Genomic DNA, 23400 nt, shown 5'->3' with positions numbered 1-23400 from the left:
GTTATAGCCCCCTTTCCTTGATCCACTCTCGAACTTTAACGCCCGGTTCAAGACCATTAACACCAGAAGTTACGATGCGATCACCATCGTTCAACCCTGAAACAATATGGCGCTTTTCATCGATGATGATTGCGACATTTTCAACAATACCGTCGCTATTCACGCGCCACACAGAGACATCATCGCCATCAGTCATCATTGCTGATGTGGGAATTTTTGTGGCGGCTGCTAACGCTGAAACTAAATGAACTGTGCCTGACATACCCGGCAAAATACCAACATCGGTGGGTCTTTCCATTACCATGGTGACTTTGTACGACCCGGTTTTGGGATCCGCTTCAGTATCAACTTCTTGGAATGCTAAAGCGTAGGAGCTACCAGGGAAAGCATCAAAAACCATGGTTGCATCCGTCTCAAACCCTGAAGAAAAGCGCGTGATAAGTTGGTCGGGTAATAAGAATACGACTTTGAGGATTTGATTCGTTTGAATATTCATCACGCCTTGTTTAGCCGCAATGTATTCATGGTTTTCAGCAGGAATGATGGAAATGGTTCCGTCATACGGCGCAACCAAAGTGGTGTAGCGAAGATTCGCGTTAGCTTGATTAAGCACCGCGCGAGCTGAATTGTGGTTCGCTTTCGCTTGGTCGAAATCTTGCTCTGATACCACACGATCTTTACGAAGTTTGATCGCACGTTGATATTGAACATCGGCTAGCTGAAAATTCGCTTTTGCTTGCTTCTCGAGTAGTTGATATTCATCGGGATTTAACTTAGCAAGCTCGTCGCCTTTAGACACGTGCTGCCCAGCGGTCACATCGATGCTCTGCAATAACCCAGGAACACGGAATGCGAGTACCGCTCTGTCACCAGCTTCTGTGGTGGCTGGAAAGCTACGTTCAAAAGCATTACTACCGACGGAGACAGTGAAGAGTTTGGCGGGTCTAGAATCAGGTTCAGGTACGGGAGGAAGCTCCTTACCACACCCAGACAACCCAGCTAAGGCTGTCAATAGGACAACGGAGGCTCTATACATTAGTGATCATCCATAACTATAAATATTTTTATAACATAGATTAATTACATGTAACTTACCAGTTATCGTAAGATTTATTTAGACAAAATTATTAAAAAAAATAACGGCTTGGAATAAATTTTCCTAAACCGTTATCTAATGTTTTTCAGGTTTACCACTACATGTTCTTAAATGCGCGGTCGACTTTGAAAGTATCCGAAGTCACATAAGCTTCCATATTGCGGACACTGGTCTCTAATTTCTGGAAATCACCCTCTAAAGTGCCCAGTAACGACTCTGCGGTTTGCCCTTTTTCCCAAGGTTTTTGCTTGAGCGTGTGCTCTTGTTTGGCCTTCATCTGATCGACATACTGAGGTGGTTGTTTTTCAAGCATAAATGTCAAAGCTACATACGCTAATAACACCAAAAAGCTACCACCAAGCAGTGCCGCCGAGATAACCAAGATGCGAACCAACCACACTTCAAGGCCAAAGTAGTTCGCTAACCCTGCACACACTCCAGACAACTTACCGTTAATAGGATCGCGATACAGTTCTCTACTCATAGTTTCGTCTCCAGTTAGGTGACTCCGCATCCAGTATTTTTTCTAGCGTTTTCACTCGATCTTGCATCGATTCAGCTTGAGCAGAAAGCTTGTGCAAACGCTGAAGATCCGTTTCTGAAAGACCATTACTGGATTTCTTCTTGCTGCGGTAATGTAAGAACAACCATAGCGGTGCCACGAAGATTAAAAAGACAATCAGTGGGCCTGCAATTAGAAATGTTGACATAGACAACTCCTAAAATTATTTATCGCGGTTTTCAACTTGTTGCTTCAGTTTCGCCAGCTCTTTTTCAATTTCATCTTGAGCTTGTAGATCTGCAAATTCTTGGTCTAACGATTTTGCGTTACCTGTTTTGGCGTAAACATCTGCTTCAGCTTCTAATTCATCCACTTTACGCGAGAATTGCTCAAACTTCGCCATTGCTTCGTGGGTTTTGCTTGAATGCAGATGCTTTTGAACATCACGACGATTGCTTGCCGCATTATTACGAATCATTAATGCTTGCTGCTTCGCACGTGTTTCTGCGATTTTGGTTTCAAGCTTGCCAATCTCACTGGTCAGCTTTTCGATGGTTTCGTGAACCAAGGTTTGCTCTGTGTGAAGGCTTTTGATTATATCTTCAAGTTTTTGCTTTTCTATTAGCGCCGCTCTCGCCAAATCTTCACGTTGTTTAGTTAGTGCTAGTGTCGCTTTATTTTGCCAATCTAGAATCTGAGTTTCGATAGCTTCAACTTTACGCGCTAACTCTTTTTTATCTGCGATAGCTTTAGCGGAGTTAGTGCGAACCTCAACCAGCGTATCTTCCATTTCTTGGATAATCAGGCGAATCATCTTTTCAGGATCTTCAGCCTTGTCTAAAAGTGCACTGATGTTCGAATTTACAATGTCTGCAAAGCGAGAAAAAATACCCATGAGGAACTCCTTAATTACAATGATGGCAAATGTGCTTTAAAGCGTTATTCGATTTCTCAATCCACTTGCTCAAAAATTTACGTTTGTTGTTAAACCTACCATAAGTAATCCAAGTAACGTGCCAACTTTTAAGCCATTTATTATCAGATACTTACAATAAAATGGTGATTAACCCGAACCATGCTATGATGAATTTAGCCAAGTATTGGTATTTTTCACCACTACGACTCTTATACTTAAGCTATTTACATGATGTGATTTAAATAAAGCCCTCTAAATCACATCCATCGGCGCTCAAATCACACAAGGACCCGCTATGCAGCAGAACCTCATTGGTGAATCACCTAGCTTTCTCTCTGTGTTAGATAAAGTTTCCCAACTCGCACCAATAGAAAGACCCATTCTGATCATTGGCGAACGTGGCACAGGTAAAGAGTTGATCGCACAAAGACTGCATTACCTTTCAAGACGTTGGGATCAACCTTTGATCTCATTGAACTGCTCAACTTTAAGTGAAGGTTTGATTGATTCAGAACTGTTTGGTCATGAATCGGGATCCTTTACGGGTTCGAAAGGGCGTCATCAAGGTCGTTTTGAAAGAGCAGAAGGCGGAACGCTGTTTCTGGATGAGCTCGCGACCACGCCCCTAGCCGTTCAAGAGAAGCTATTGCGCGTTATTGAATACGGGCAGTATGAACGTGTCGGCGGACAAAAAGCTTTAAGTGCCAACGTCAGACTGGTGTGTGCGACCAACGCTGACTTGCCAGACATGGCATTAAGGGGCGAATTCAGAGCCGACTTATTGGACAGGCTCGCGTTTGACGTGATTACTATACCCCCTCTTCGAGAGCGAAAAGAAGACATCACGCTGCTGGCAGAATACTACGCCATTAAGATGTGCCGTGAATTAGAATTGGAGTTGTTTGTTGGCTTTGCTCCGTCTGCCGTTGAGGCGCTGCTGGATTATTCATGGCCGGGGAATGTGCGAGAACTCAAGAACGTTATTGAGCGCGCAGTCTACCAGCACGGTAAAGACCCATATCCTATTGAATCTTTGGTGTTTAACCCATTCAAACCCGCATGGAAAATAGATCAAGATTCCACGCATGAAATTGGCAATGCGCCGTCCAACAGCCATACTTCATCAGAGAGCTTGTTTTCTTTGCCGCTTGATTACAAAGCATGGCAAGAACAACAAGACATCAAGCTGCTCAATCAAGCCCTAAAGCAGAGCAAGTACAACCAGAAACAAGCAGCAGAATTACTTGGATTAACCTACAACCAATTACGTGGAATGGTGAGGAAGTACGCGATTGTCGGACAAGCTAACGATAAATAGCTGTCCACGCTTGATTATTATTTGGAGCCGAATAAATAAAATGTTAAATTGTCCGGATCTTGAGGCTCCTCTAACGCCTCGTTTCGAAAAGTATTTCTTTTTATGAAAGCACTAATAAGACTATCACTGAGCATCTGTACGCTGAGCTTTCTCGCTGGATGTGGTGAGAGTGTGAATCACGAGCAAATCCGTGAAAAAGGCTTCATTTATTGCGGCCAAGGTAATCCTAGTACCTTCAACCCACAGCTGGTTGATAGTGGCATTACCGCAGAATCGCTGAGTCCTCAAATTTTCGATACACTGCTCACTCTTGATCCGATGACGTACCGACCAAAACAGAACTTGGCGACAAGTTGGTCTGTTGATAAATCAGGTACAGAGTACACGTTCAAACTGCGCCCAAATGTTGCGTTCCAAACCACAGACTGGTTCACCCCAACTCGTAGCATGAATGCACAAGATGTGGTGTTTAGCTTTGAACGTGTCATTGATAGTTCAAACCCATTTCATTATGTGGGTGGCGGCCTATACCCATGGTTTGCCGGAATCGACTTCAAAAACCTGATCGTCGATATCACCGCAGTTGATGACCTAACGGTGAAATTCCAATTAAGTCGCCCAGACAATTCGTTTCTCAACAATATCGCCACCAGCTATGCAGTCATTCACTCTAAGGAGTATGCCAATCAGCTCATTGCAGCGGATGAGAAAAATCGAATCGATTCCAATCCAGTCGGCACTGGCCCTTTCTACTTAGATGAATACCAAGTCAACGACCTAGTGCGCTTGAAAAAGAACAAGCACTACTGGAAAGGTGAAGTACAAATGGACCAAGTTGTGTTCGATACTTCGCAACGTGGAACAGGCACACTTGCCAAGCTTCTGCGTAGTGAGTGTGACGTGCTCAACTCACCAATTTCTAGCCAAATCCCTATTATTCAGGCTCATGAAGAGTTGAAGATTTCTGCTACTCCGGCGGTTAATGTCTCTTTCATCGCGCTGAATACTGAGCACCCTGCACTGCGTGACTCTCGAGTTCGTAAAGCGCTCAACTTAGCCATCAATCGTCAGAACATTCTTGATTCTGTGTATTACGGTACAGGAACCAAAGCCTACACCTTGCTTCCTCCGACTTCTTGGGCTCACCAAAAAGACAGCGTTCAAGTTCGCTACGACCGAAACTATGCGGTTGCGCTTCTCAAAGAAGCTGGCGTTGAACCTGGGTTAGAGCTTTCAATGTGGGTACCACTAGAGCCACGCGCATACAATCCAAGTCCAAGAAAAACGGCAGAACTTATCCAAGCAAACTTAGCCGATATTGGTATTGAATTGAAACTCTATACCGACGACCGATTTGACCGCACACAGTTGTCCTCTATTTCCTCAACAGACTTGTTGCTTACAGGCTGGATAGGCAATACCGGTGACCCGGACAACTTCTTACGTCCGCTGCTCTCATGCAGCTCTGAGCGTGCAGGGTTAAACGTCTCGATGTGGTGTAATTCAGACTTTGATTTCCTTCTCGACTTAGCATTAGAGATCAATCAACAAAGGCACCGTGTGAACTTGTACCGACAAGCCCAAAACATTCTCAATGAAGAAGTTCCTGTGATTCCTTTAGCTCATGGCGTGCAATTTCGCGTGCACGATCGTTCGCTAACAGGCTTTAAAGCAAGTCCTTTCAATGCCCAACCTTTTGATCAAGTCAGAAGAGAGGTGCAGTAATGTTTTGGTATACATTAAGACGTGTAAACTTATTCGTTATTACGCTAGGAATTCTGACCTTGGTAGGTTTTTCCCTGCTTCGATTAGACCAAACCTCACCTTGGGCAATTCAAGATTTTTGGCCCGGTTGGATTAGCTATATCACTGAATTATCGACGCTAAACTTTGGCCTAAGCAAACACGGTGTGCCTATCATCGATGAGTTGGTCCTGGTGTTCCCTGCAACGCTAGAGCTGTGCTTCTTTGCCTTTGTGTTGGCACTCATCATCGGTATCCCTTTCGGCACCATTGCTGGTATGAGACAAGGTAAATTTGTTGATACCACCATATCGTTCACCTCAATGGCCGGTTACTCTGCGCCTATATTTTGGGTCGCGTTGCTGATGATCATGGTGTTTTCACTGCACTTTGAAATGTTCCCAGTTGGTGGCCGATACGACCTACTTTACGAGATTGAACACGTGACTGGATTCGCGATGATTGACGCCTTTTTTGCCGAGGGTCGCTACCGTGCGCACGCACTACAAAGTGTTATCGAGCACATGGCGTTGCCTTGTCTTGTTTTAGCACTGGCGCCAACGACTCAGGTCATCCGATTGATGAGAGCGTCAGTGGCTGAAGTAATGACGCAAAACTACATCCGCGCTGCGCGAATTAAAGGTCTTTCCACTAGAGAGATCATCACGCAGCACGTGCTAAGAAACGCGATACCTCCGATTATTCCTAAGGTCGGTGTTCAGCTATCGAGTATGTTAACGCTTGCTATTGTTACCGAGTCTATCTTTAACTGGCCGGGCATTGGCCGCTGGTTATTGGATGCCTTATCGAATCAAGATTACGTTTCAATTCAAGCTGGTGTAATTGTGGTGGCTACCTTAGTTTTGACCGCTAATATTCTGTCCGATCTACTGGGCGCGATGATCAATCCACTGGTAAGGAAGGAATGGTATGCTAACAAATAACGTCTACCAAGAAGAACAGATTCCAACCCAGTTCGAACGTTTCTGGCGCAGCTTCCGCAGCAATAATCTAGCTATGTTTGGCTTGTGGTGTTTGGTGCTTATCATTCTGGTCACCGTCACTTCACCGTGGCTAGCCCCGCATGATGCACAAGAACAAACCGGTCACCTATTAACGCCGCCCTCTTGGGATCCTGCGGGAACGGTAGAATACTTTTTGGGTACGGATGACTTAGGCAGAGATATTCTCTCTCGCCTAATAATTGGCTCTCAGTTAACCTTCGGCGCCGCGGTGGTGATTACCTTTATCGCAGCCGTCATTGGTTGTCTGATTGGCGTACTTGCTGGTATGACGCGCGGTTTACTATCAAGCACGCTAAACCACCTGCTTGATACTGTTATGTCGATTCCATCTCTTCTGCTGGCGATTATCTTCGTGGCATTCCTTGGCTTTGGGGAGTTTAATATCTTGCTCGCCTTGTGCTTGGCACTGATCCCGCGCTTTATACGCTCGGTGTACATTGCCGTGCATGCTGAAGTAGAAAAAGACTATATTCTGGCTTCTCGCCTTGATGGTGCGAACGATTTTTACCTGCTATGGAACTCAATCCTTCCGAACATCCTTACCGTGATCGCTCTTGAAGTTACGCTGGCACTGTCAGTCGCAATTCTTGATATCACGGCTTTAGGTTTCCTAGGGCTTGGCGCTCAAGCACCGAGTACCGAATGGGGCTCCATCTTGGGTGATTCGGTCGAGTTGATTTACCTTGCGCCATGGACAGTTACCCTACCCGGCTTAGCTATTATGTTTACAGTTATCGTGATTAACCTCGTCGGTGAAGGTGTTCGCCAAGCGCTAAATGCAGGAATCGAATAATGCCGTTACTTGATATTCGACATCTAACCATCGAGATTGAGACCCCTCAAGGGATGGTTAAAGCCGTAGATCGAATGAGTATTACCCTCAATGAAGGGGAAATTCGTGGCTTAGTAGGTGAATCAGGCTCAGGTAAGAGTTTGGTTGCAAAAGCGATCGTCGGAGTATGTAAAGAAAACTGGAAGGTTTCTGCAGACCGAATGCGCTTAGGTAATATCGACCTACTGCAACTGACGCCGAAAGAAAGACGCCGAGTGATCGCCCGCGATATCGCAATGATCTTCCAAGAGCCATCAACGTGTCTTGACCCTTCTGAAAAAGTAGGTAACCAGCTCGTTGAAGCGATCCCTTCCCATTCGTTTGAAGGTCGTTGGTGGCAACGATTTAAGTGGCGTAAGAAGCAAGCGATCGCATTACTACACAAAGTCGGCATCAAAGACCACTCTCGCCTAATGGACAGTTACTCTTATGAGCTGACAGATGGTGAGTGTCAAAAAGTCATGATCGCAATGGCGATCGCTGCCAAGCCAAAAGTCTTGATTGCTGACGAGCCAACCAACGATTTAGACCCAATTACACAGTCTCAAATATTGCGTCTTTTGAGTCGTATGAACCAGATCAATAACACCACCATCGTGTTGATCGGCCATGACTTAACCACCATTACCCAATGGGCGACTCGCATTACCGTGATGTACTGTGGTCAATCGGTAGAATCCGCTGATACACCGAAGCTGTTGGATGCACCAAAGCACCCGTACACCGTTGCTTTGTTAAAAGCGATGCCAGACTTTAACGACTGGATTCCCCACAAGGAGAAGCTCCAGTCTTTGCCGGGGTCAATTCCACCGCTGCAACATCTTCCTATTGGTTGTCGATTAGGGCCTCGCTGCCCATACGCACAAAGGCAGTGTGTCGAGATCCCACATACGAAACGTATCAAGAACCATAAGTTCAACTGTCACTTCCCTCTGAATATGGAGAAGAAAAAGAAATCATGAGTGCATTATTAGAAGTCAGTGATTTGTCTAAAGACTTTACGACTCGCTCTGGTCTTTTCCGTAAAAAGATTCATCAGGCGGTGAAGCCAGTTAGCTTTTCTCTTGAAGCAGGCCAGACAATTGGTTTTATCGGCCAGAATGGTTCTGGCAAATCAACATTAGCCAGAATGCTCGCAGGCATGGTGGAGCCAACCGCAGGCGAGATCCGCGTGAATGGCGAAAAGCTAGAGCACAAAGACTACTCGACTCGTTGTAAGCTGATTCGAATGATCTTCCAAGATCCGAATACGTCACTTAACCCGCGCATTCAGATCGGTCGAATTCTTGAAGGTCCATTAAAGCGAAACACCAACATGCCTCCAGAAGCTCGTATGCGTCGTGTGAAAGACACACTACTGCGCGTAGGCCTTCTACCGGAACATGCGTATTTCTACCCTCAGATGCTTGCTGCAGGCCAGAAACAAAGGGTTTGTTTGGCTCGTGCCTTAATACTTCAGCCATCCATCATTGTTGCTGATGAAGCTTTAAATGGTTTGGACATGGCAATGCGCTCGCAAATCATCAATCTGTTCTTAGAGTTACAAGAAGAGATGGGCGTATCGTTCGTTTATGTATCTCAACACCTCGGTATTGTTAAGCACATTACCGACAAGATTATTGTCATGCATGAAGGCAATGTGGTTGAGAGTGGGGAAACAGATCAAGTGCTAACCAATCCAACTCACCAAATCACCCAAAGATTGGTTGAGAGCCATTTCTCCAAAGCGCCGAACCACTAACCTGGAATCACGCTACATTTAGCAGAGGGGAAAAGTATGTATCGAACAGCTTCAATGCTTCCCCTCTTGTTGGTGCTGTTGTCCTTTGACGCGACAAGCACACCGCTCACATGGCTAGATAGAAGCTTCGTCGAAACTGCCTTTTATAACGTCGCGCTTCAACACGAATACTCCCAAGGCAACAAACCGCTCGCCAAGTGGAAACAACCGATCAAGATTTGGATCGATCATCGAGTGGGCGATGAGGAACTGCATCAAGAGATCACAGAGCTTCATATCAAACACTTATCTGAAGTCACCCAACATCCAATAACAATCGTCAGTAAAGAGTCCGAAGCGAACGTTAAATGGATATACACAAGGCAGAGCCAGTGGGTATCTGAGGCGAAATCGGTGCTCAAGCTCAAATCAACTCAACATTTAAATAGCGCCATCTGCACGGCGGGCTATAGAACCAATTCTAAAGGCGAGATTGTATACGCTGGGATTGTAATCCCGGTTGATCAGGCAAGATCGCGAGGTAAGCTGGTCGCCTGTATCGTGGAAGAGATCGCACAAGTTCTAGGCCTGCCGAATGATTCAGATAAAGCCTACCCTTCTATTTTCAACGACCACACGCCAGAAGACTTATTATCGCCGTTAGACGTAGTGCTACTGCAATTGCTGTATGAACCAGAATTGAAAGCTGGAATGACAAAATCTGAAGTAAAACCTATCGTTCGAAAGATACTCAAGAGATACAGCAAAACAGGTGTGCTTCAGCAAGCTTCTAAAGCCGCACAGCAAGCGCCTTTGTATCAGTTGATTGGGTATTGACGAATATACGTTGGAAGTAACTTAGATGGGATAATTGAATGATAGCGCTGCCTAAGAAAGGCAACGCTGACTTACGATGTTACTGTATTACGAAAGAACTAGCGCTTAGCTGCCTGCTTTTTCAATTCGAAGTCGAACTCATCCGGGAACAAGATAACGCCTTCTTCTTGCTCGTTCGGGAATACTACAACAGCAAGTTCGTCGTCTTCTAGACCGTTCGTCCAGCGACTGTGCCATTTGTTCAACGAAATAGACTCAGCTTTACACTCAGACCAATCACCCGTTGCCCATGATTCTGCGAACTCTTGGTTTGGCCATACTGGAACACAATCTTCATCTTCTGTGTTCAGCATTACACAACCGTGTTCATCGGTTAAGATCCATACTTCACGGTTTGCTACGATTTCTTTCACACAGTATTTCAGGCGTTGCTCGCCCGTATACTTGTTGATTTCAGCGATTTTTTTATCGTCTAGCTGTGTAGTCATCTTAATTTCCTACTTTAGTCAGTAACTTTGCTCTTAAAGCTATTTTATGCCGAGTGTTGTTAACTTCAAACATTATCGATGAAGAAGAAAGTCTACTTCAAAGAAAAACGCCTGCTAAATAAGCAGGCGTTTAATATTAAGCGACTTGATTAAACAAGCTCACCTTGTAGCCAAGGCCAGCCTTGCTTCTTACGGCTTAGTGTATTTTCCATCATTAATACGCCGCCTTTCTCGTGCTTAACCAATTTCTCAGCCCACTCACCTTTGTATAGAAGACGAGTTTGAGCAGTAGTGATATCTGTTAGCATTACCGCAGCGAACGCTAGACCGTCTTTCTCACAACGCTCTTCAAGATCAGCTTCTAGCGCTTCGATCATGCCGTCTACTTGCTCAAGAGTCGCAAGTTCAACTTGACCAACAACAACATCACGACCGTTGAATGGGTAGCCTTTAAGGTCTTTTTCTACTAGCTGTGCAGCAGATAGGCCTTCGATGTTTGTTTTTGCGATTAGAAGCGCTTTGATGAATGCATCAACGTCAGTTACGCCAGCAATTTCAGCAAGCTCAGCAACCGCGTCTTTGTCTTTTTGAGTACATGTTGGAGAAGCGAAACCAACTGTGTCTGAAAGAATTGCAGACATCATTAGTTTAGCGATTTGTTGAGAGATTGCGTGACCTTCAATCTTGAACATGTTGAAAAGTACAGTGTTTGTACAACCAACAGGCCAGATCCAAGCTTCCATTGGGTTTACTGTCATCACGTCGCCTAGACGGTGGTGATCAACAATACCTACGATCTCTGCATCAGCAACATCATCTGGTGCTTGTGCTAGATCTGAGTAGTCTACTAGCCAGATTTTCTCACCAGCAACAGAAGTACGAAGCTCTGGCTTTTCAGCACCAGCGACTTCTAGAATGTGTTGAGTTTCGCGGTTGATCTCGCCTTGGCGAATTGGTGTCGCTTCCTCGCCACGAGCCTTAAGAAGCTCAGTTGCAACTAACGCACTACAAATACTGTCACTATCAGGGTTTTTGTGACCAACAACTAAAATCATGTTTCTTCCTATTACACTAACAATTATGACTCTACCTTTAGAGCCTCTCTTTATTAGCCATACTTTACCTCATTTTTTTAGATTGGTCATGTTTCGTGGGTTTAGCCAATAGTAACAATAGATAAAAAAACAACAAATGCAATTGATAATTATTATCATTCGTATATATTTATCTTAAGCCACTAATTTTGAGTAACACCTATGGATCGACTAATCTCTTTTTTGCCAAGCAGTAGTGCTGCGAAAACAACTCAGTTTTCACTGTCATTTAAGCGCCTGCTTTTGCCTGTCTCACTTGCAGCTTTGGTTGCAGCCCCAGCTACACGAGAGCTGACGGTGACTACTTTGTCAGACGCGTTTTGGGCAGTGTCTTGTTATGTTGCTTTAACCTTGGCTATTTACCACTGGTTAAGTCTGTACATAAACAAAGATAACGTCTTCAATAAGCTCGTCCATCAATCTCGTTCAAACCAAGTGGTATTCGCGGCTCTCATGGGCGCGTTGCCCGGCTGTGGCGGTGCGATAGTGGTAACCACACAATTTATCTCGGGAAAACTCGGATTTGGTGCGGTAGTTGCGGTGCTCGTCTCAACCATGGGTGACGCGGCGTTCCTGCTCATAGCGAGCGAGCCTAAGACAGGTTTAGCCATGATGGCGATGGGCGTGATCGTGGGTACTGCGTCAGGCCGAATCATTAACTTGTTTCACGCAGACGACTTCTTACGCCCAAAAAAAGCAGAGAAAAATGAAGTGGTGAGCAGCTGTGCTTCTCAATCTCAAGACAAAGAATCGGTCTCTAAAAAAGCGATAAACCTGCAAGGTTACCTGTGGTCTGTACTGATTATTCCGGGTGCTGCCGTTGCCCTACTTGGCTCTTTTCAAGTCGATGTGAACGAGCTGCTCGCTTTGCCTGAAATGTCGATGGAATGGGCGGGGACAGTTTTGCTGATCAGCTCGATGTTTCTGTGGGGGCTAACCCGTGAAATTGAGGATTACAAATCAGCCGTGAGTGAGGACGAAAAGTGTATAGGCTCTCACCCATTGCAAAAGACCGCTCAAGATACAAACTTTGTCACCGCTTGGGTGGTGGTTGCCTTTCTTTTCTTTGAATTTGGCTCTGTGATAGCAAATGTTGATTTTGCGACGCTATTCTCAAGCTGGGGCATCATGCTCCCCCTGGCTGGCGTGTTGATGGGTTTGCTACCGGGCTGTGGACCGCAATTATTGGTCACTAGCTTATACCTTTCAGGCGCCCTGCCACTTTCGGCTCAGGTAGGTAACGCAATTTCAAATGATGGAGATGCGCTATTCCCTGCGATTGCGATGGCACCGAAAGCAGCACTGGTCGCAACCTTGTATTCAAGTGTGCCCGCTTTAATCTGTGCTTATGGCTATTGGTTTATGTTTGAGATCTAACTTGATCAGAGTTAACTACATAGGCTTCTGTAAGGTCGGTACTTTGTATCGGCCTTTTTGTTTCCGTCTGCTTAAGTCTTTCCACAGGTTCTTTTTACATTCCCTTCCTGCTTCACTGCTTCTACCACCTCTCTCAAACAGCGCGTTACAGCCTGTCTCAAAAACGCCCTCTATTAGCCCTGTATAATGCTTATTTAGAAACACCAACACTGATATCAAAAATACAAAAAGCCCCTGTAAGAGTGCTTACAGGGGCTTTAATTCAAGCTTTAATCTTGGTTCTTAAGACAAGACTTAAGAAACTTCGATTGGACCACCGAATGAAGTTACTGGAGGCAGTTTGCCTTGGAACTTCTCGAAATCAACCAAACATGTGTTTGCTGACGTTGCTTGAGCAAGTTCAGACGTACCGATATCTTGAGTCAGTGTGTTTGGATCGCCGTATGTATCTAGCGCGCCCACTTTCTCGTTGATCGGACCGTACCAAGCACCTTCTTCGATACGAACAACACCAGGAGCGTAGCTATCCATTAGAACAGCACCTGCTAGTAGTTGACCACGGTCGTTAAACACACGTACTACATCGCCATCTTTGATGCCTTTCTTCTTAGCATCTACTGGGTTGATGTAGATTGGCTCACGGCCTTGTACCGCGTAAGTCGCACGCCACTCTTCAGATTCACACATCTGAGAGTGAAGACGCTTGTCTGGGTGACAAGATTGTAGCCAGTACGGGTGCTTGTCAGAGCCTGGACCACCGTGTGAACGTTCAGATTTCTCGAACCACATTGGGTGTTCTTGACAGTGCTCGTAACCCATGTTGCCAACAGTACGGCTTGTGATTTCGATGAAACCAGAAGGCGTGCCTAGTGCGTTGATCTCTGGATCTTCACGGAATGAAGCGTGACGAGTCCATGGCTTACCTTTGCCGAAGTCTAGGAAACCTTTCTCCCAGAACTCAGCAAACTCAGGCATTTCGAAGCTACCTTCGTTTGATGCGCGACATTCGTCGTACAGAGATTTAACCCACTGCATTTCGTCCATACCACGCGTGTAATCGTCGTAACGACCCCAACGCTTAGTTAGGCTAGACATGATCTCGAAGTCAGTCTTAGACTGGAACAGAGGATCCACTAGCTTGTGCATTGCGATCAAACCACGGCCAGAGTACGCGCCATAGCCATCAATATCGTTACGTTCCCACTGAGTACATGCTGGAAGCACGATATCAGAGTGACGACAAGTTGCAGTCCAAGCGAAATCAACAGCCACTACAGTTTGTAGACTCTTGAATGCTTTACGCATCTTGTTGCGATCTTGGTGGTGGTGCCACGGGTTGTTACCACTGAATACCATCATCTTAATGTCTGGTAGCGTTACAGTAGAACCGTTCGCTTTGATCTTCTTACCTGGTTCAAGCAAGCTATCAACCCAACGAGCTACTGGAATTACGCGGCTGTAACCGTTGTAATCTGTATTCGTGTGTTTAGGTGATTGACCTTGGTCGATGTTCAACGGGAAAGAACCCGGAGCAGCGAAGCCAGTTGAAGATACACCGATACCTGAGTAGTGGTGACCGTAAGAGATACCACCGCCCGGAAGACCAATTTGGCCAACCATTGCTGCGATAACTGCACACATCCAGTAAGGCTGTTCACCGTGCTCTTGACGTTGGATACTCCAACCAACAAGAATCTGTGTACGACCGTTAACCAGCATCTTAGCGAAGTCACGAATAGAGTCCGCGCTTGCGCCACAGATAGCAGAAGCCCATTCTGGCGTCTTCTCAACTCTGTCTTTCGTTTCACCTTGAACGTACTTGATGAAATCTTCAAAACCTAGACAGTAAGTTTCGATGAACTTCTTGTCGTATAGGCCTTCGTTGTAAAGAACGTGAGCAACACCAAGCATGAACGCCACATCAGTTTGTGGGTTGATGTACATTTGCTCGTTTTCTAGGTAACGACCTGTTTTGTTTTTAACAGGGTCAACAGAAACAACGTTGATCTCTTTCTTAGCAACTTTTTCTTTCAGCTGTTCTAGGTATGCGAACGACTCGTGAGTCTCACATGTCCAACCTACTTGCAGGTTTTTAACTGGATCGTTACCCCAAAGAACAATGTTGTCACTGTTTTCTAAGATAAGTTCCCAAGATGTACCTTGTGCGTAAACTTCAGTAGAACCTAACACGTAAGGCATGATCGTTTGACCAGCACCTGTTGAGTAGTCACCGATTTTCTTCACAGAGTAACCGTGAAGTGCCATTGCACGTTGCATGTGGTTAGTACAGCTGTGGAACTGACCCGTTTGTCTCCAACCAGTTTGACCTGTGTGAAGCGCCCATGGACCGTAATCTTTCTGTACGCGCTCTAGCTCGCGGTAAACAAGGTCTAGTGCCTCATCCCAAGTCACACGAATAAAACGGTTGTTACCACGCGTGTCTGCGCTGTATTTATGCTTCTTCAACCAATCTAGGCGAACCATTGGGTAACGCACACGTGATGGGCTGTAGATAATACCTTTAATACCTTTCAACATCTCAGTTGGGTGTTGATCGATTTCTAAAGGTTTAATTTCTTGCACTTTACCCGCGTAAACGCGAGCTCGGAATGCACCCCAGTGAGAACCAGAGACTTTCCACGCGCCGTCTGTTTCTGCAGCAGACGCTGATGCCGACGCCAATAAGCTTGGACCGATAACCGATGCCGCACTTGTAGTAGCGACACCTTTCAGGAAACTTCTTCTTGTAATTGCCATTGTGTTACTCCAATTGACGTCTTATTAGTGATGGCCTTCAGAAAAATCTGATGAGTGCTTCTGTAGATACTTAAGAACAAGTGCTTCTGTATCTGTATCGAAGTTAACGAACGCAATCATACCATCTAGCATGCCTACCCAACCGTTGGCGCTGAAGTGAGCTTCATCTGGCTGTGAGTGACACGTTGAACAGTTAGATTGGTACGCTTGACCCGCTGCGTTCCAGATTGGATCGAAGTTATCAACCATAGACTCTTTCTTCATCCAAAGTGCTAGGTTAACTTCTTCCCATGGAAGGCCAGTAAGCTCATCTTCTTTCTTCTCACCAACAGTGATAACGTCACTTTGAGATACTTCTTTCGTCAAGATTGCAGTCGAGATGTTCATACCGAAGTCTTCTTGGATTACACGTCCGAAGCCTTTCGCTTTACGCCAACCGTCGATTTGAATCTTGATCATATCGCCTTTTTCGTCGATAACCGCAACTTTACTTGCAGGGCTTAGTAGACCCGCTTCAACTGTTGCTGTTTCATCTGTGTACATTGGTAGGTGACGAATAGAGATCACGTCAGAACCATTTGCGTAAGATGTGCTGCTTGCTACATTTTCTAGCTCGCCAACAATACCGCTCGCTGATGCCATATCTAATGGAAGGTTGTGAGCAATACCTTTGTGACAGTCAACACAGCTTTGATCACGCTCTGCCGCGTTCTTCATCTGGATACGCGCTGTTGGGCGCATGTTTTCGAAATCCATTGAATCGTAGTTGTGGCAGTTTTTACACTCTAGAGATTTGTTCGAAGAGAAGCGATCCCATTCGTGTTTAGCCAGTTCGATACGACGAGCTTCGAATTTCTCAGGCGTATCTAGGTCACCAAATACTTGAGCGAATACTTCTTTAGAAGCTTGCATCTTACGAGCGATTTTTGCTGTCCATTCATGTGGAACGTGACAGTCAGGACAAGTAGCACGTACACCAGAAGTGTTTTTCCAGTGAACCGTTTCTTGTAGTTCTACGTATACGTTGTCACGCATGGTGTGACAGCTTACACAGAATTCTTCTGTATTTGTGTGCTCTAGAGCTGTGTTAAAACCGCCCCAGAAAATAACACCGGCGATAAAGCCACCCATAGTTAGTACACCAAGACTGATGTGTACTGCTGGGCGAGTCATTGTGCGCCATAATTTAACTAAAAATGATTTCATGTTTAGCTCTCTTAAATATTGATTTTAAAAAATGTTGTTACTTAGAGGGCATTACATGCCGCCGTGAGCACCTGGAGGTCCGAATACAAACACTTGCAGTGCCCAAACTAGGAAGCCGTAACCGCCTACAAAAGCCACACTTAATATTGGGAAGAGAACCACCGCGATGAAGAGGAAAGACTTCCACTCCAGCGAATGTTTTTCGCTAGTTTCAATTTTATTAACATCACTCATACATTTTGCCTATTTTGTATTTAGTAATTTCGAGTAACCCATTCTATGGGGCTAAAGTTCTTAAGTATCTAACGACAAATTTTAGACCATACTCAAAGTAGGGTTCAATCAAATCTCCCGTTATAACCCTTGCTAATCAATACTTTTTTGAGCTCATCCAAAGTTGTTTTTAGTTAAACAAAGTTATTAAAAAGTATTAACAAATGTGAAGAATTAAGTATATTTCACAAATGTTAAATTCCAACACCTGCGCAACCGTATTGTAACCAACTTTAACGTTTTACCTACTAAGTAGTAGCCAAAAATGCCTCAAAAAACCAATATTTTGTGGTTTGATTGTTAAATTATTGATCGTTTTTCGAATCGATGACTTTGCAGTTGAAATGCATCATTTGGCACTTTCATATATGATAGAAGCCTTATTAAAAGGAAGCATTATGCAAGACGTTATTGATATATCTTGGTGGCAATTATTGTTTTTCAGTTCACTTCTCTTGCTGCCAATTGTAATCAACTACAAGCTAAAACTTGGCCTTGGCAAAGAGGCTTCTATCAGCATCATTCGCATGACTGTTCAGCTATTTCTGGTTGGCCTCTACCTAGAATACCTGTTCACTTTGAATAGCTTGTGGGTCAATTTACTGTGGTTATTTACGATGATTATCGTTGGGGCAAGCTCGATTGTTGAAAAGTCCAAGTTACCCCGAAACCTCTTGTTAGTCCCAGTCGCTGTGAGCCTAGCGGTAACCTGTGTACCCATTGTCTTGTTTATCTGCTTATTCATCATTAAACCAACACCGGTTTTTAACGCACAGTACTTAATCCCTATTGCAGGGATGCTGTTAGGTAATAGCTTAAGCAGTAACATCGTGGCATTGCAGAACTTGTTCGGTGCTTTTGAAACGCAGAAATCAGAGTACGAAGCGGCTATCGCTTTAGGTGCCTCTCCTTCCTATGCTGCAGCGCCTTTTGTGCGTAATGCTATACAGAAAGCGATGTCTCCTATTATGGCCTCAATGGCAACCACAGGCTTGGTAACGCTACCAGGAATGATGACAGGACAAATCTTAGGGGGTGCTTCACCAATGATCGCGATTAAGTATCAACTGATGATCATGTTGGCTATTTTCGTGATGATGAGCTGCTCCTTAGCGCTTGCACTTCACCTATCGTTAAAGACTTCTCTGACCAAAGAAGGGCGAGTTCTCGCTCAAATACAGCCTTCAAAATAACCTCCCGACTCATCTTAGATCTGGTTACTCACTGAATTTGATACAGGTTATCCACAGAAATTGTGGATAACCAAATCAATATAGATCCTTTTTTGTCCATTTCGGCTCGCGCAAAGATCATTGCCATTGATCCTTCGGTGATTTCAAAGACATATACACACGTGCAGAACTGCGTTGTTAAGCGTTCAAATGATAATTTAAGAATTCAACGAGTAAGTTTTCCACAAATAAAAAACGGCCTGCAATGCAGGCCGTCTTGTAAATGTCATAAGTCAGTTCAATGTTTCCACTCTGAGCTTTAACTAATCTTGTCACTGAGCTAGTCACACAAGCTTTGTTGATCCGCCATCTTTATTAATCGCGTAAATAAATCAACCAATACCACATGCCAACAAAGATACCGCCGCCGATGATGTTACCGATAGTAACGGGCAGCAAGTTGTTCATCAGAAAGTCCATCATGTTTAGGTCAACATAGTCTGCTGGATTAGCCCCTGTCATTGTCCAGAATTCAGTTGGAGCAAATGTTTTGATACCGATAGCTAAAGGAACTTGGAACATATTCGCAATACAGTGCTCAAAGCCCGATGATACAAACATCGCGACAGGTAAAATCAGTACTGCAATTTTGTCAGTCAGTGTTCGTCCACTAAACGTCATCCATACCGCGATACAAACCAATACGTTACACATGATGCCAAGCGCGATAGCTTGGATAAAACCATGGTGCATTTTGTGCTGAGAGATGGCCATGGCATTCAAACCCACTTGCCCATGGTCGAACATGTACTGTTTAGTCAGAAGCATGCATGCCACTAGCAATAAAGCACCAATAAGGTTACCGATATAAACGGTCGCCCAGTTCTTTACTAGGGTTCCCCAGCTAATCTTGCCACTTGCACGAGCAACAAGAGTGAGCACCGAACTGGTAAATAGTTCACCGCCAGTAACAACAACGAGGATTAGGCCCAAGCTAAATGCAAGGCCACCTAGGACGCGAGTAATACCCCACGGCAAATCACCAGCACCAGTCGTTACGATGGTGTAAAACACAAACGCAATACCGATATGTATGCCAGCGGAAATCGCTAGGAGAAAAGATTTGGTTGGATCTTTGGTTGCTTTACCTACGCCAATATCTGCAGCGCGCTCAGCCATTTGTGGCGGTAATAATGAGTCAAATTGGTTTAGATTCATGATGATTTACATTTTGAAACATGTTGTCGGGAGCGCGATAATCCTCTCTTTCATTTCTGAATTCAAGAGCTATTTGGGACTCAAAATACCTCCCACAACCTTGTGGAAAGGAAATAGCCCAAGTTATTCAAAATTCATACGACTTTAGTAGTAAAAAGAAAACTATGCTGAATGATTAGTTATCAGCATAGAAAATAACACATCTATAAATATCAACAAGTTACGTTAAAAATAAAAGAATAACGTACACTAAAATGGCTCACAGAGCGCTTTTATTTCTAGATTTTGACATAGATCAACAGAACGTAAAAAAGCGCCCTAAGGCGCTTTTAACTCAATCACAAATAAAGAAATTAGTGATGCTAAACCGAAGGTTCAATCACTTCTTCTGATGATTGTTCTAGGGTTGAATCCTCTAGAGTAGATTCAACAGCTGGGGACATCACATCAGAGTCACTTTCGTTGGCCACTTTGCCACCTAAGCTTTTCAAACTATCCACTAACTCTTCTAAGCTTTTAATGTGAGCATCACTCTTGGTAATCTGCTCACCGAGCAACTCACTGTGCTTGGTCGCTTCAACCAATTTCTGTGTTTGTTTCTGATTCTCACTTTCTAACTTAGCGAGTCGTTCAGTCAAAGTTTTAATCTCTGACTTTAATGACGCCGTCATGTCTGAGCCTTTCAGCGCTTTAACACTCGCTACAATTTTTTGAGACTGAAGGCGCAATACAACATCACGGTGATCTTCATCATTAACCACTTGTGAAATGCTCAGCAACTGATTCTCTGCATTCAAAACCGATTGTTCGAACTTGTCGCCTTTTACACTCGCGAGCACTTTTACTTCATGAGCGACACTGCGCACGTGGTTCAACTCAAACTCCGCAGCGTGTACCGCATCTTCAATGATCGACTTTTCACGGGGACTGGCTTTGACTTGGCTTTCTGCCAAAGCAATTTGAGATGCTGCTTTAGCAAACGTCAGTGGAGCAACGTCATCGAAATCTTCATCTTCCAAGAACTCTAATTCGTTCTTCAAAGGTTCGATGTATTTCTTATGTGCCACTTTAACTTCTAGTAAGCGAGCATTGTTAAGAAATTCCACCTGCGCTTCTTGAGCGTCTTCAAGCTCATCGACCAGAACATACTCAAACAACTCGCTGTATTCTGAATACAAACGTTTGTAGCTCGAGGTAAACATGGTATCTGCGCCAAGAAACTTCAGGTAATCCATTTGGACAATCGAATCCGCGAGTACTCGATCAGCCTTCTTCTTTAACACTAAGATCGAGTCATAGTTTGATTTGATCAAAGCGATTTTTTCATCGAAGGCTTCAGCGTAAGTTAGGCTCGAAAAAATGGAGTAACTCTTGGTTATCCGAGTTTCGTCTTTAAGTAAGTCCGCATAAATGCTTTCAGCATCATCCCATGCGTCTAATAGTTCATTGTAATTCTCTGGTGCATAGAGAGACAATTGAGCATGGTCTTCAAGCTTAACTTCCCATTCGGAGTAAACGCTTTGGACAGACTGAAATGAACGGACCTCTATTGTCGATTCATTATTGTTGTTTGTGGTTTGGTTCGCGTCTGTCTGCTCTGAGGGTGTACTTTGACAACCTGAGATAGCAAATAGCATACTGATCGTTAATGCTACTTTGTTCGCTCTCACTTATGCATATCCTTTTTATACAATATTCGCTCAATGCAAATTATTTCTAGTCACAATATATTACAACCACTTAGCAATAAACATCACTGATGATTTAAGTGGGTGCAAATCACCCAATATAACCAAAATAAACTCATCACTCGATGATTAATCAATCAATTTGGTATCACTTATCAATTCTCTTTATTTGCTATTGCCTGAGCCGAGAATGCGCACTAAGGTGAAGGTAGAGAACGTTATGAATATATAGGTCAATTATGAAGTACAACGCTGAACATATTGCTGATTTAAACCTCCTTCTTCAATTTGATGTAAGTAGTGCAGCTACTGGAATTAAAGTCCATCAAGAGGCAGCTCAAGAAACTCAAGACGCTGTTAAGCGCCTATTCGAAAAAAACCTTTGTACTCAGCCAGACGGCGGTTACCTAACAGATGAAGGTATCGAGATGGCAGAGCGCGCAGACAAGCTTCTTCGCGTACTAAACTAAAGCTCCATTGTTCTAGTAAAAACTCCACTTGCTTCGGCCGTGGAGTTTTTTCATTTTTGGGCAAAGCTTTGTTAGGCTTATTGTAAATTCGTCATTTGCAGTTGTGAGGAACACATGGCTTCTATATTTATTGTCGGTGCAGGATGGGTAGGTGCACCTTTATCTGAACATTTAGAAAAACATGGTAACCGAGTAGTGGTCACGAAAACGACCCAAGCGGGAGCAGATGCCATTGGTAGCGAACAAATTCCATGTGAAGTGTTTAGCTTTGATTCATCCGATCCACAACAGACTATCGGGCGACTCTATTCATTGTTACTCGAAAACAACACTGAAATTGTGATTGGCAGCTTCCCTCCTGGCTTTAGAAAGGGAGCAGGACAAGAGTATGCCGACTACTGGCAGCAACTCACCAATGCATGCCAAAAGGCCAACATTAAAAAGCTCATTATGGTTAGTTCAACTACGGTATACCCAACTAAGCCGGGTGTGCTGAACGAGCTGGATGCATCACTCCCCCTTTCGACCTCAGATAACGAGCACGCGTCTTTATTTTCCGATAACGCACGAATCATGCTGCAAGCTGAACAGTCAGTGATTGATTCCGGTATCGACTACACCATTCTTCGCTTTAGTGGCTTAATCGGCCCAAGCCGTCACCCATCACGCTTCGCAAGCAAGTTAAAACAAGTCAGCACTCAAGCTCCAGCCAACATGCTGCACCTTGATGATGCAATTGGTGCTGTCGATTTCGCTATCAGTCAACTGCACAATGAAATAGTTAACGTGACCACACCAAATACAGTCAGTAAAGCGGAGTTTTATGCCGCGGCACTGAAAAGCGCCAACAGCAGTGAGCCTCTGCCCGCTGTTGTTGATACCCCAGACAAGTTAATCTCTTCGAAGAAGATTCTCGACTTAGGTTATTCATTTAAATTCGAATCCACACTGGACGCACTTCATGACTGAACAATCTATTGCTAACAAAAATCCCAACATAAAACTGCATCGCTCAGTCGACACCCTTTGGAACTTTATGTCGATGGGTCACAAGGTTACGCCTTCCGACTGTATCTTTGTATTGTGTAGCAACGATACTCGCGTAGCTGAATATGCAGCCGAGCTTTATCACCAACAGATCGCGCCTTACATCGTTTTTTCTGGCGGTGTGGGGCGCTTTACCGAAAGAAGCTTTGAACGCTCAGAAGCAGAAACATTCGCTTCTATCGCACGGGATTGTGGCGTGCCTGACTCTGACATTATCATAGAGAAACACGCAACAAATACTGGGGAAAATGTACGATTCACTCATGAGTTGCTGACAGAAAAAGGGTTATCGCCGAAGAGGCTAACCTTAGTTCAGAAGCCCTTCATGGAGAAACGTACCTACGCAACCTTCAGTAAACAATGGCCTGACGAAACTTCCGAGATTACCGTGACGTCGCGATGGCAAACTTGGGATGATTACTTTAACGAAGAGTTGCCGTTAGATATGGTGTTAGGCGCATTAATTGCTGATTACGAGCGAATCAAATCCTACCCAGAGAAAGGCTTTCAGATTGAGATGCCGATCCCCGACGACGTTGACCACGCCTATCAAGCATTGAAGAAGCTCGGTTTCGAATAAGCAAAAGTTAGACTTTGAACAAAGTAAAAGCTCGGCAGGAA

23 protein-coding genes are annotated in these 23400 nt (G+C 44.5%); 12 read left to right on the top strand and 11 right to left on the bottom strand.

The window, feature by feature from the left end; genetic code table 11:
* Position 1 precedes the first annotated feature (1 nt).
* The 4 genes from AB4486_RS07805 to pspA form a co-directional block, all read right to left on the bottom strand.
* The gene (locus AB4486_RS07805) at positions 2-1036 is read right to left on the bottom strand and encodes an efflux RND transporter periplasmic adaptor subunit (RefSeq protein WP_102429172.1); all 1035 of its coding nucleotides are present in this window, start codon (positions 1034-1036) and stop codon (positions 2-4) included.
* Between the two features lie 157 nt (positions 1037-1193).
* On the bottom strand, positions 1194-1580 hold the full coding sequence (pspC, locus tag AB4486_RS07800; protein WP_029222097.1) for an envelope stress response membrane protein PspC: 387 nt from the start codon (positions 1578-1580) through the stop codon (positions 1194-1196).
* Positions 1573-1806, bottom strand: coding sequence for an envelope stress response membrane protein PspB (gene pspB / locus AB4486_RS07795; protein WP_004734605.1), 234 nt, complete (start codon positions 1804-1806; stop codon positions 1573-1575). The genes pspC and pspB overlap by 8 nt, the downstream gene beginning before the upstream one ends.
* Before the next feature lie 15 nt (positions 1807-1821).
* On the bottom strand, positions 1822-2493 hold the full coding sequence (gene pspA, locus AB4486_RS07790) for a phage shock protein PspA (protein WP_004734604.1): 672 nt from the start codon (positions 2491-2493) through the stop codon (positions 1822-1824).
* 316 nt (positions 2494-2809) lie between these two features.
* Between pspA and pspF the strand changes: the two genes are divergently transcribed.
* From pspF to AB4486_RS07755, 7 genes are all read left to right on the top strand, one after another.
* Positions 2810-3832 (top strand): phage shock protein operon transcriptional activator, encoded by a 1023-nt coding sequence (pspF, locus tag AB4486_RS07785; protein WP_065583878.1) that lies wholly within the window; start codon positions 2810-2812, stop codon positions 3830-3832.
* Between the two features lie 102 nt (positions 3833-3934).
* The gene (gene sapA / locus AB4486_RS07780) at positions 3935-5557 is read left to right on the top strand and encodes an ABC transporter substrate-binding protein SapA (protein ID WP_108185272.1); all 1623 of its coding nucleotides are present in this window, start codon (positions 3935-3937) and stop codon (positions 5555-5557) included.
* Positions 5557-6519 (top strand): ABC transporter permease subunit, encoded by a 963-nt coding sequence (locus AB4486_RS07775; protein WP_017060307.1) that lies wholly within the window; start codon positions 5557-5559, stop codon positions 6517-6519. The genes sapA and AB4486_RS07775 overlap by 1 nt, the downstream gene beginning before the upstream one ends.
* Entirely contained in the window at positions 6506-7393 is an 888-nt protein-coding gene (gene sapC, locus AB4486_RS07770) for a putrescine export ABC transporter permease SapC (protein ID WP_017065331.1), read from the top strand. The genes AB4486_RS07775 and sapC overlap by 14 nt, the downstream gene beginning before the upstream one ends.
* Positions 7393-8394 (top strand): oligopeptide/dipeptide ABC transporter ATP-binding protein, encoded by a 1002-nt coding sequence (locus tag AB4486_RS07765; protein WP_017060305.1) that lies wholly within the window; start codon positions 7393-7395, stop codon positions 8392-8394. The genes sapC and AB4486_RS07765 overlap by 1 nt, the downstream gene beginning before the upstream one ends.
* Positions 8391-9173, top strand: coding sequence for an ATP-binding cassette domain-containing protein (locus tag AB4486_RS07760; RefSeq protein WP_017060304.1), 783 nt, complete (start codon positions 8391-8393; stop codon positions 9171-9173). The genes AB4486_RS07765 and AB4486_RS07760 overlap by 4 nt, the downstream gene beginning before the upstream one ends.
* 36 nt (positions 9174-9209) lie before the next feature.
* A complete protein-coding gene (locus tag AB4486_RS07755) occupies positions 9210-9989 on the top strand; it encodes a DUF2927 domain-containing protein (RefSeq protein ID WP_372116907.1) in 780 nt (259 codons plus the stop codon).
* Between the two features lie 98 nt (positions 9990-10087).
* On the opposite strand, the gene AB4486_RS07750 is transcribed toward AB4486_RS07755, so the two are convergent.
* Both AB4486_RS07750 and AB4486_RS07745 read right to left on the bottom strand, forming a co-directional pair.
* On the bottom strand, positions 10088-10477 hold the full coding sequence (locus AB4486_RS07750) for a DUF2750 domain-containing protein (RefSeq protein WP_004734596.1): 390 nt from the start codon (positions 10475-10477) through the stop codon (positions 10088-10090).
* A gap of 149 nt (positions 10478-10626) precedes the next feature.
* On the bottom strand, positions 10627-11532 hold the full coding sequence (locus AB4486_RS07745) for a manganese-dependent inorganic pyrophosphatase (RefSeq protein WP_017065328.1): 906 nt from the start codon (positions 11530-11532) through the stop codon (positions 10627-10629).
* Positions 11533-11733: 201 nt separating this feature from the next.
* Between AB4486_RS07745 and AB4486_RS07740 the strand changes: the two genes are divergently transcribed.
* Positions 11734-12948: a putative manganese transporter gene (locus AB4486_RS07740; protein ID WP_102393832.1), complete on the top strand. Its 1215-nt coding sequence runs from the start codon at positions 11734-11736 to the stop codon at positions 12946-12948.
* 294 nt (positions 12949-13242) lie between these two features.
* On the opposite strand, the gene torA is transcribed toward AB4486_RS07740, so the two are convergent.
* Genes torA through torE form a run of 3 tightly spaced genes read right to left on the bottom strand, consistent with a single transcriptional unit; the run spans position 13243 to position 17145 of the window.
* A complete protein-coding gene (gene torA / locus AB4486_RS07735; RefSeq protein WP_372116906.1) occupies positions 13243-15705 on the bottom strand; it encodes a trimethylamine-N-oxide reductase TorA in 2463 nt (820 codons plus the stop codon).
* A 24-nt stretch (positions 15706-15729) separates the two neighbouring features.
* Positions 15730-16911 (bottom strand): pentaheme c-type cytochrome TorC, encoded by a 1182-nt coding sequence (torC, locus tag AB4486_RS07730; protein ID WP_004734592.1) that lies wholly within the window; start codon positions 16909-16911, stop codon positions 15730-15732.
* A gap of 51 nt (positions 16912-16962) precedes the next feature.
* Entirely contained in the window at positions 16963-17145 is a 183-nt protein-coding gene (gene torE, locus AB4486_RS07725; protein WP_017060298.1) for a trimethylamine N-oxide reductase system protein TorE, read from the bottom strand.
* Between the two features lie 437 nt (positions 17146-17582).
* On the opposite strand from torE, the gene AB4486_RS07720 reads away from it, so the two are divergent.
* The gene (locus AB4486_RS07720; protein ID WP_102332942.1) at positions 17583-18377 is read left to right on the top strand and encodes an ABC transporter permease; all 795 of its coding nucleotides are present in this window, start codon (positions 17583-17585) and stop codon (positions 18375-18377) included.
* A gap of 354 nt (positions 18378-18731) precedes the next feature.
* Here AB4486_RS07720 and focA read toward each other — a convergent pair whose 3' ends face one another.
* Both focA and AB4486_RS07710 read right to left on the bottom strand, forming a co-directional pair.
* Positions 18732-19574, bottom strand: a complete 843-nt coding sequence (gene focA / locus AB4486_RS07715) for a formate transporter FocA (protein ID WP_065583873.1) — start codon at positions 19572-19574, stop codon at positions 18732-18734.
* Positions 19575-19936: 362 nt separating this feature from the next.
* Positions 19937-21244: an ATPase gene (locus tag AB4486_RS07710; RefSeq protein ID WP_102332943.1), complete on the bottom strand. Its 1308-nt coding sequence runs from the start codon at positions 21242-21244 to the stop codon at positions 19937-19939.
* Between the two features lie 257 nt (positions 21245-21501).
* Here AB4486_RS07710 and AB4486_RS07705 point away from each other — a divergent pair, with 257 nt between their 5' ends.
* The 3 genes from AB4486_RS07705 to AB4486_RS07695 all read left to right on the top strand — a co-directional run bounded on the left by AB4486_RS07705 (position 21502) and on the right by AB4486_RS07695 (position 23359).
* On the top strand, positions 21502-21732 hold the full coding sequence (locus AB4486_RS07705; RefSeq protein WP_017060280.1) for a TIGR02647 family protein: 231 nt from the start codon (positions 21502-21504) through the stop codon (positions 21730-21732).
* A 114-nt stretch (positions 21733-21846) separates the two neighbouring features.
* The gene (locus AB4486_RS07700) at positions 21847-22701 is read left to right on the top strand and encodes an NAD(P)H-binding protein (RefSeq protein WP_017060279.1); all 855 of its coding nucleotides are present in this window, start codon (positions 21847-21849) and stop codon (positions 22699-22701) included.
* The gene (locus tag AB4486_RS07695; protein WP_032545711.1) at positions 22694-23359 is read left to right on the top strand and encodes a YdcF family protein; all 666 of its coding nucleotides are present in this window, start codon (positions 22694-22696) and stop codon (positions 23357-23359) included. The genes AB4486_RS07700 and AB4486_RS07695 overlap by 8 nt, the downstream gene beginning before the upstream one ends.
* Positions 23360-23400 lie beyond the last annotated feature (41 nt).

It is taken from the genome of Vibrio sp. 10N.222.55.C6 (assembly GCF_041473395.1).
In the GTDB taxonomy this organism is placed as follows: Bacteria; Pseudomonadota; Gammaproteobacteria; order Enterobacterales; family Vibrionaceae; genus Vibrio; species Vibrio crassostreae_C.
Note: the sequence above shows the minus strand (reverse complement) of the source record. Positions and strands in the feature narration are given on the sequence as shown.

What these genes read in the sequence shown, in the direction of transcription:
- AB4486_RS07700 (WP_017060279.1), top strand. Translation starts at nt 21,847, where the DNA reads ATGGCTTCTATATTTATTGTCGGTGCAGGATGGGTAGGTGCACCTTTA.
- pspF (WP_065583878.1), top strand. Translation starts at nt 2,810, where the DNA reads ATGCAGCAGAACCTCATTGGTGAATCACCTAGCTTTCTCTCTGTGTTA.
- AB4486_RS07755 (WP_372116907.1), top strand. Translation starts at nt 9,210, where the DNA reads ATGTATCGAACAGCTTCAATGCTTCCCCTCTTGTTGGTGCTGTTGTCC.
- AB4486_RS07765 (WP_017060305.1), top strand. Translation starts at nt 7,393, where the DNA reads ATGCCGTTACTTGATATTCGACATCTAACCATCGAGATTGAGACCCCT.
- pspA (WP_004734604.1), bottom strand. Translation starts at nt 2,493, where the DNA reads ATGGGTATTTTTTCTCGCTTTGCAGACATTGTAAATTCGAACATCAGT.
- sapC (WP_017065331.1), top strand. Translation starts at nt 6,506, where the DNA reads ATGCTAACAAATAACGTCTACCAAGAAGAACAGATTCCAACCCAGTTC.
- torA (WP_372116906.1), bottom strand. Translation starts at nt 15,705, where the DNA reads ATGGCAATTACAAGAAGAAGTTTCCTGAAAGGTGTCGCTACTACAAGT.
- pspB (WP_004734605.1), bottom strand. Translation starts at nt 1,806, where the DNA reads ATGTCAACATTTCTAATTGCAGGCCCACTGATTGTCTTTTTAATCTTC.
- AB4486_RS07695 (WP_032545711.1), top strand. Translation starts at nt 22,694, where the DNA reads ATGACTGAACAATCTATTGCTAACAAAAATCCCAACATAAAACTGCAT.
- AB4486_RS07750 (WP_004734596.1), bottom strand. Translation starts at nt 10,477, where the DNA reads ATGACTACACAGCTAGACGATAAAAAAATCGCTGAAATCAACAAGTAT.
- AB4486_RS07705 (WP_017060280.1), top strand. Translation starts at nt 21,502, where the DNA reads ATGAAGTACAACGCTGAACATATTGCTGATTTAAACCTCCTTCTTCAA.
- torC (WP_004734592.1), bottom strand. Translation starts at nt 16,911, where the DNA reads ATGAAATCATTTTTAGTTAAATTATGGCGCACAATGACTCGCCCAGCA.
- focA (WP_065583873.1), bottom strand. Translation starts at nt 19,574, where the DNA reads ATGAATCTAAACCAATTTGACTCATTATTACCGCCACAAATGGCTGAG.
- AB4486_RS07720 (WP_102332942.1), top strand. Translation starts at nt 17,583, where the DNA reads ATGCAAGACGTTATTGATATATCTTGGTGGCAATTATTGTTTTTCAGT.
- AB4486_RS07775 (WP_017060307.1), top strand. Translation starts at nt 5,557, where the DNA reads ATGTTTTGGTATACATTAAGACGTGTAAACTTATTCGTTATTACGCTA.
- AB4486_RS07740 (WP_102393832.1), top strand. Translation starts at nt 11,734, where the DNA reads ATGGATCGACTAATCTCTTTTTTGCCAAGCAGTAGTGCTGCGAAAACA.
- sapA (WP_108185272.1), top strand. Translation starts at nt 3,935, where the DNA reads ATGAAAGCACTAATAAGACTATCACTGAGCATCTGTACGCTGAGCTTT.
- pspC (WP_029222097.1), bottom strand. Translation starts at nt 1,580, where the DNA reads ATGAGTAGAGAACTGTATCGCGATCCTATTAACGGTAAGTTGTCTGGA.
- AB4486_RS07745 (WP_017065328.1), bottom strand. Translation starts at nt 11,532, where the DNA reads ATGATTTTAGTTGTTGGTCACAAAAACCCTGATAGTGACAGTATTTGT.
- torE (WP_017060298.1), bottom strand. Translation starts at nt 17,145, where the DNA reads ATGAGTGATGTTAATAAAATTGAAACTAGCGAAAAACATTCGCTGGAG.
- AB4486_RS07760 (WP_017060304.1), top strand. Translation starts at nt 8,391, where the DNA reads ATGAGTGCATTATTAGAAGTCAGTGATTTGTCTAAAGACTTTACGACT.
- AB4486_RS07805 (WP_102429172.1), bottom strand. Translation starts at nt 1,036, where the DNA reads ATGTATAGAGCCTCCGTTGTCCTATTGACAGCCTTAGCTGGGTTGTCT.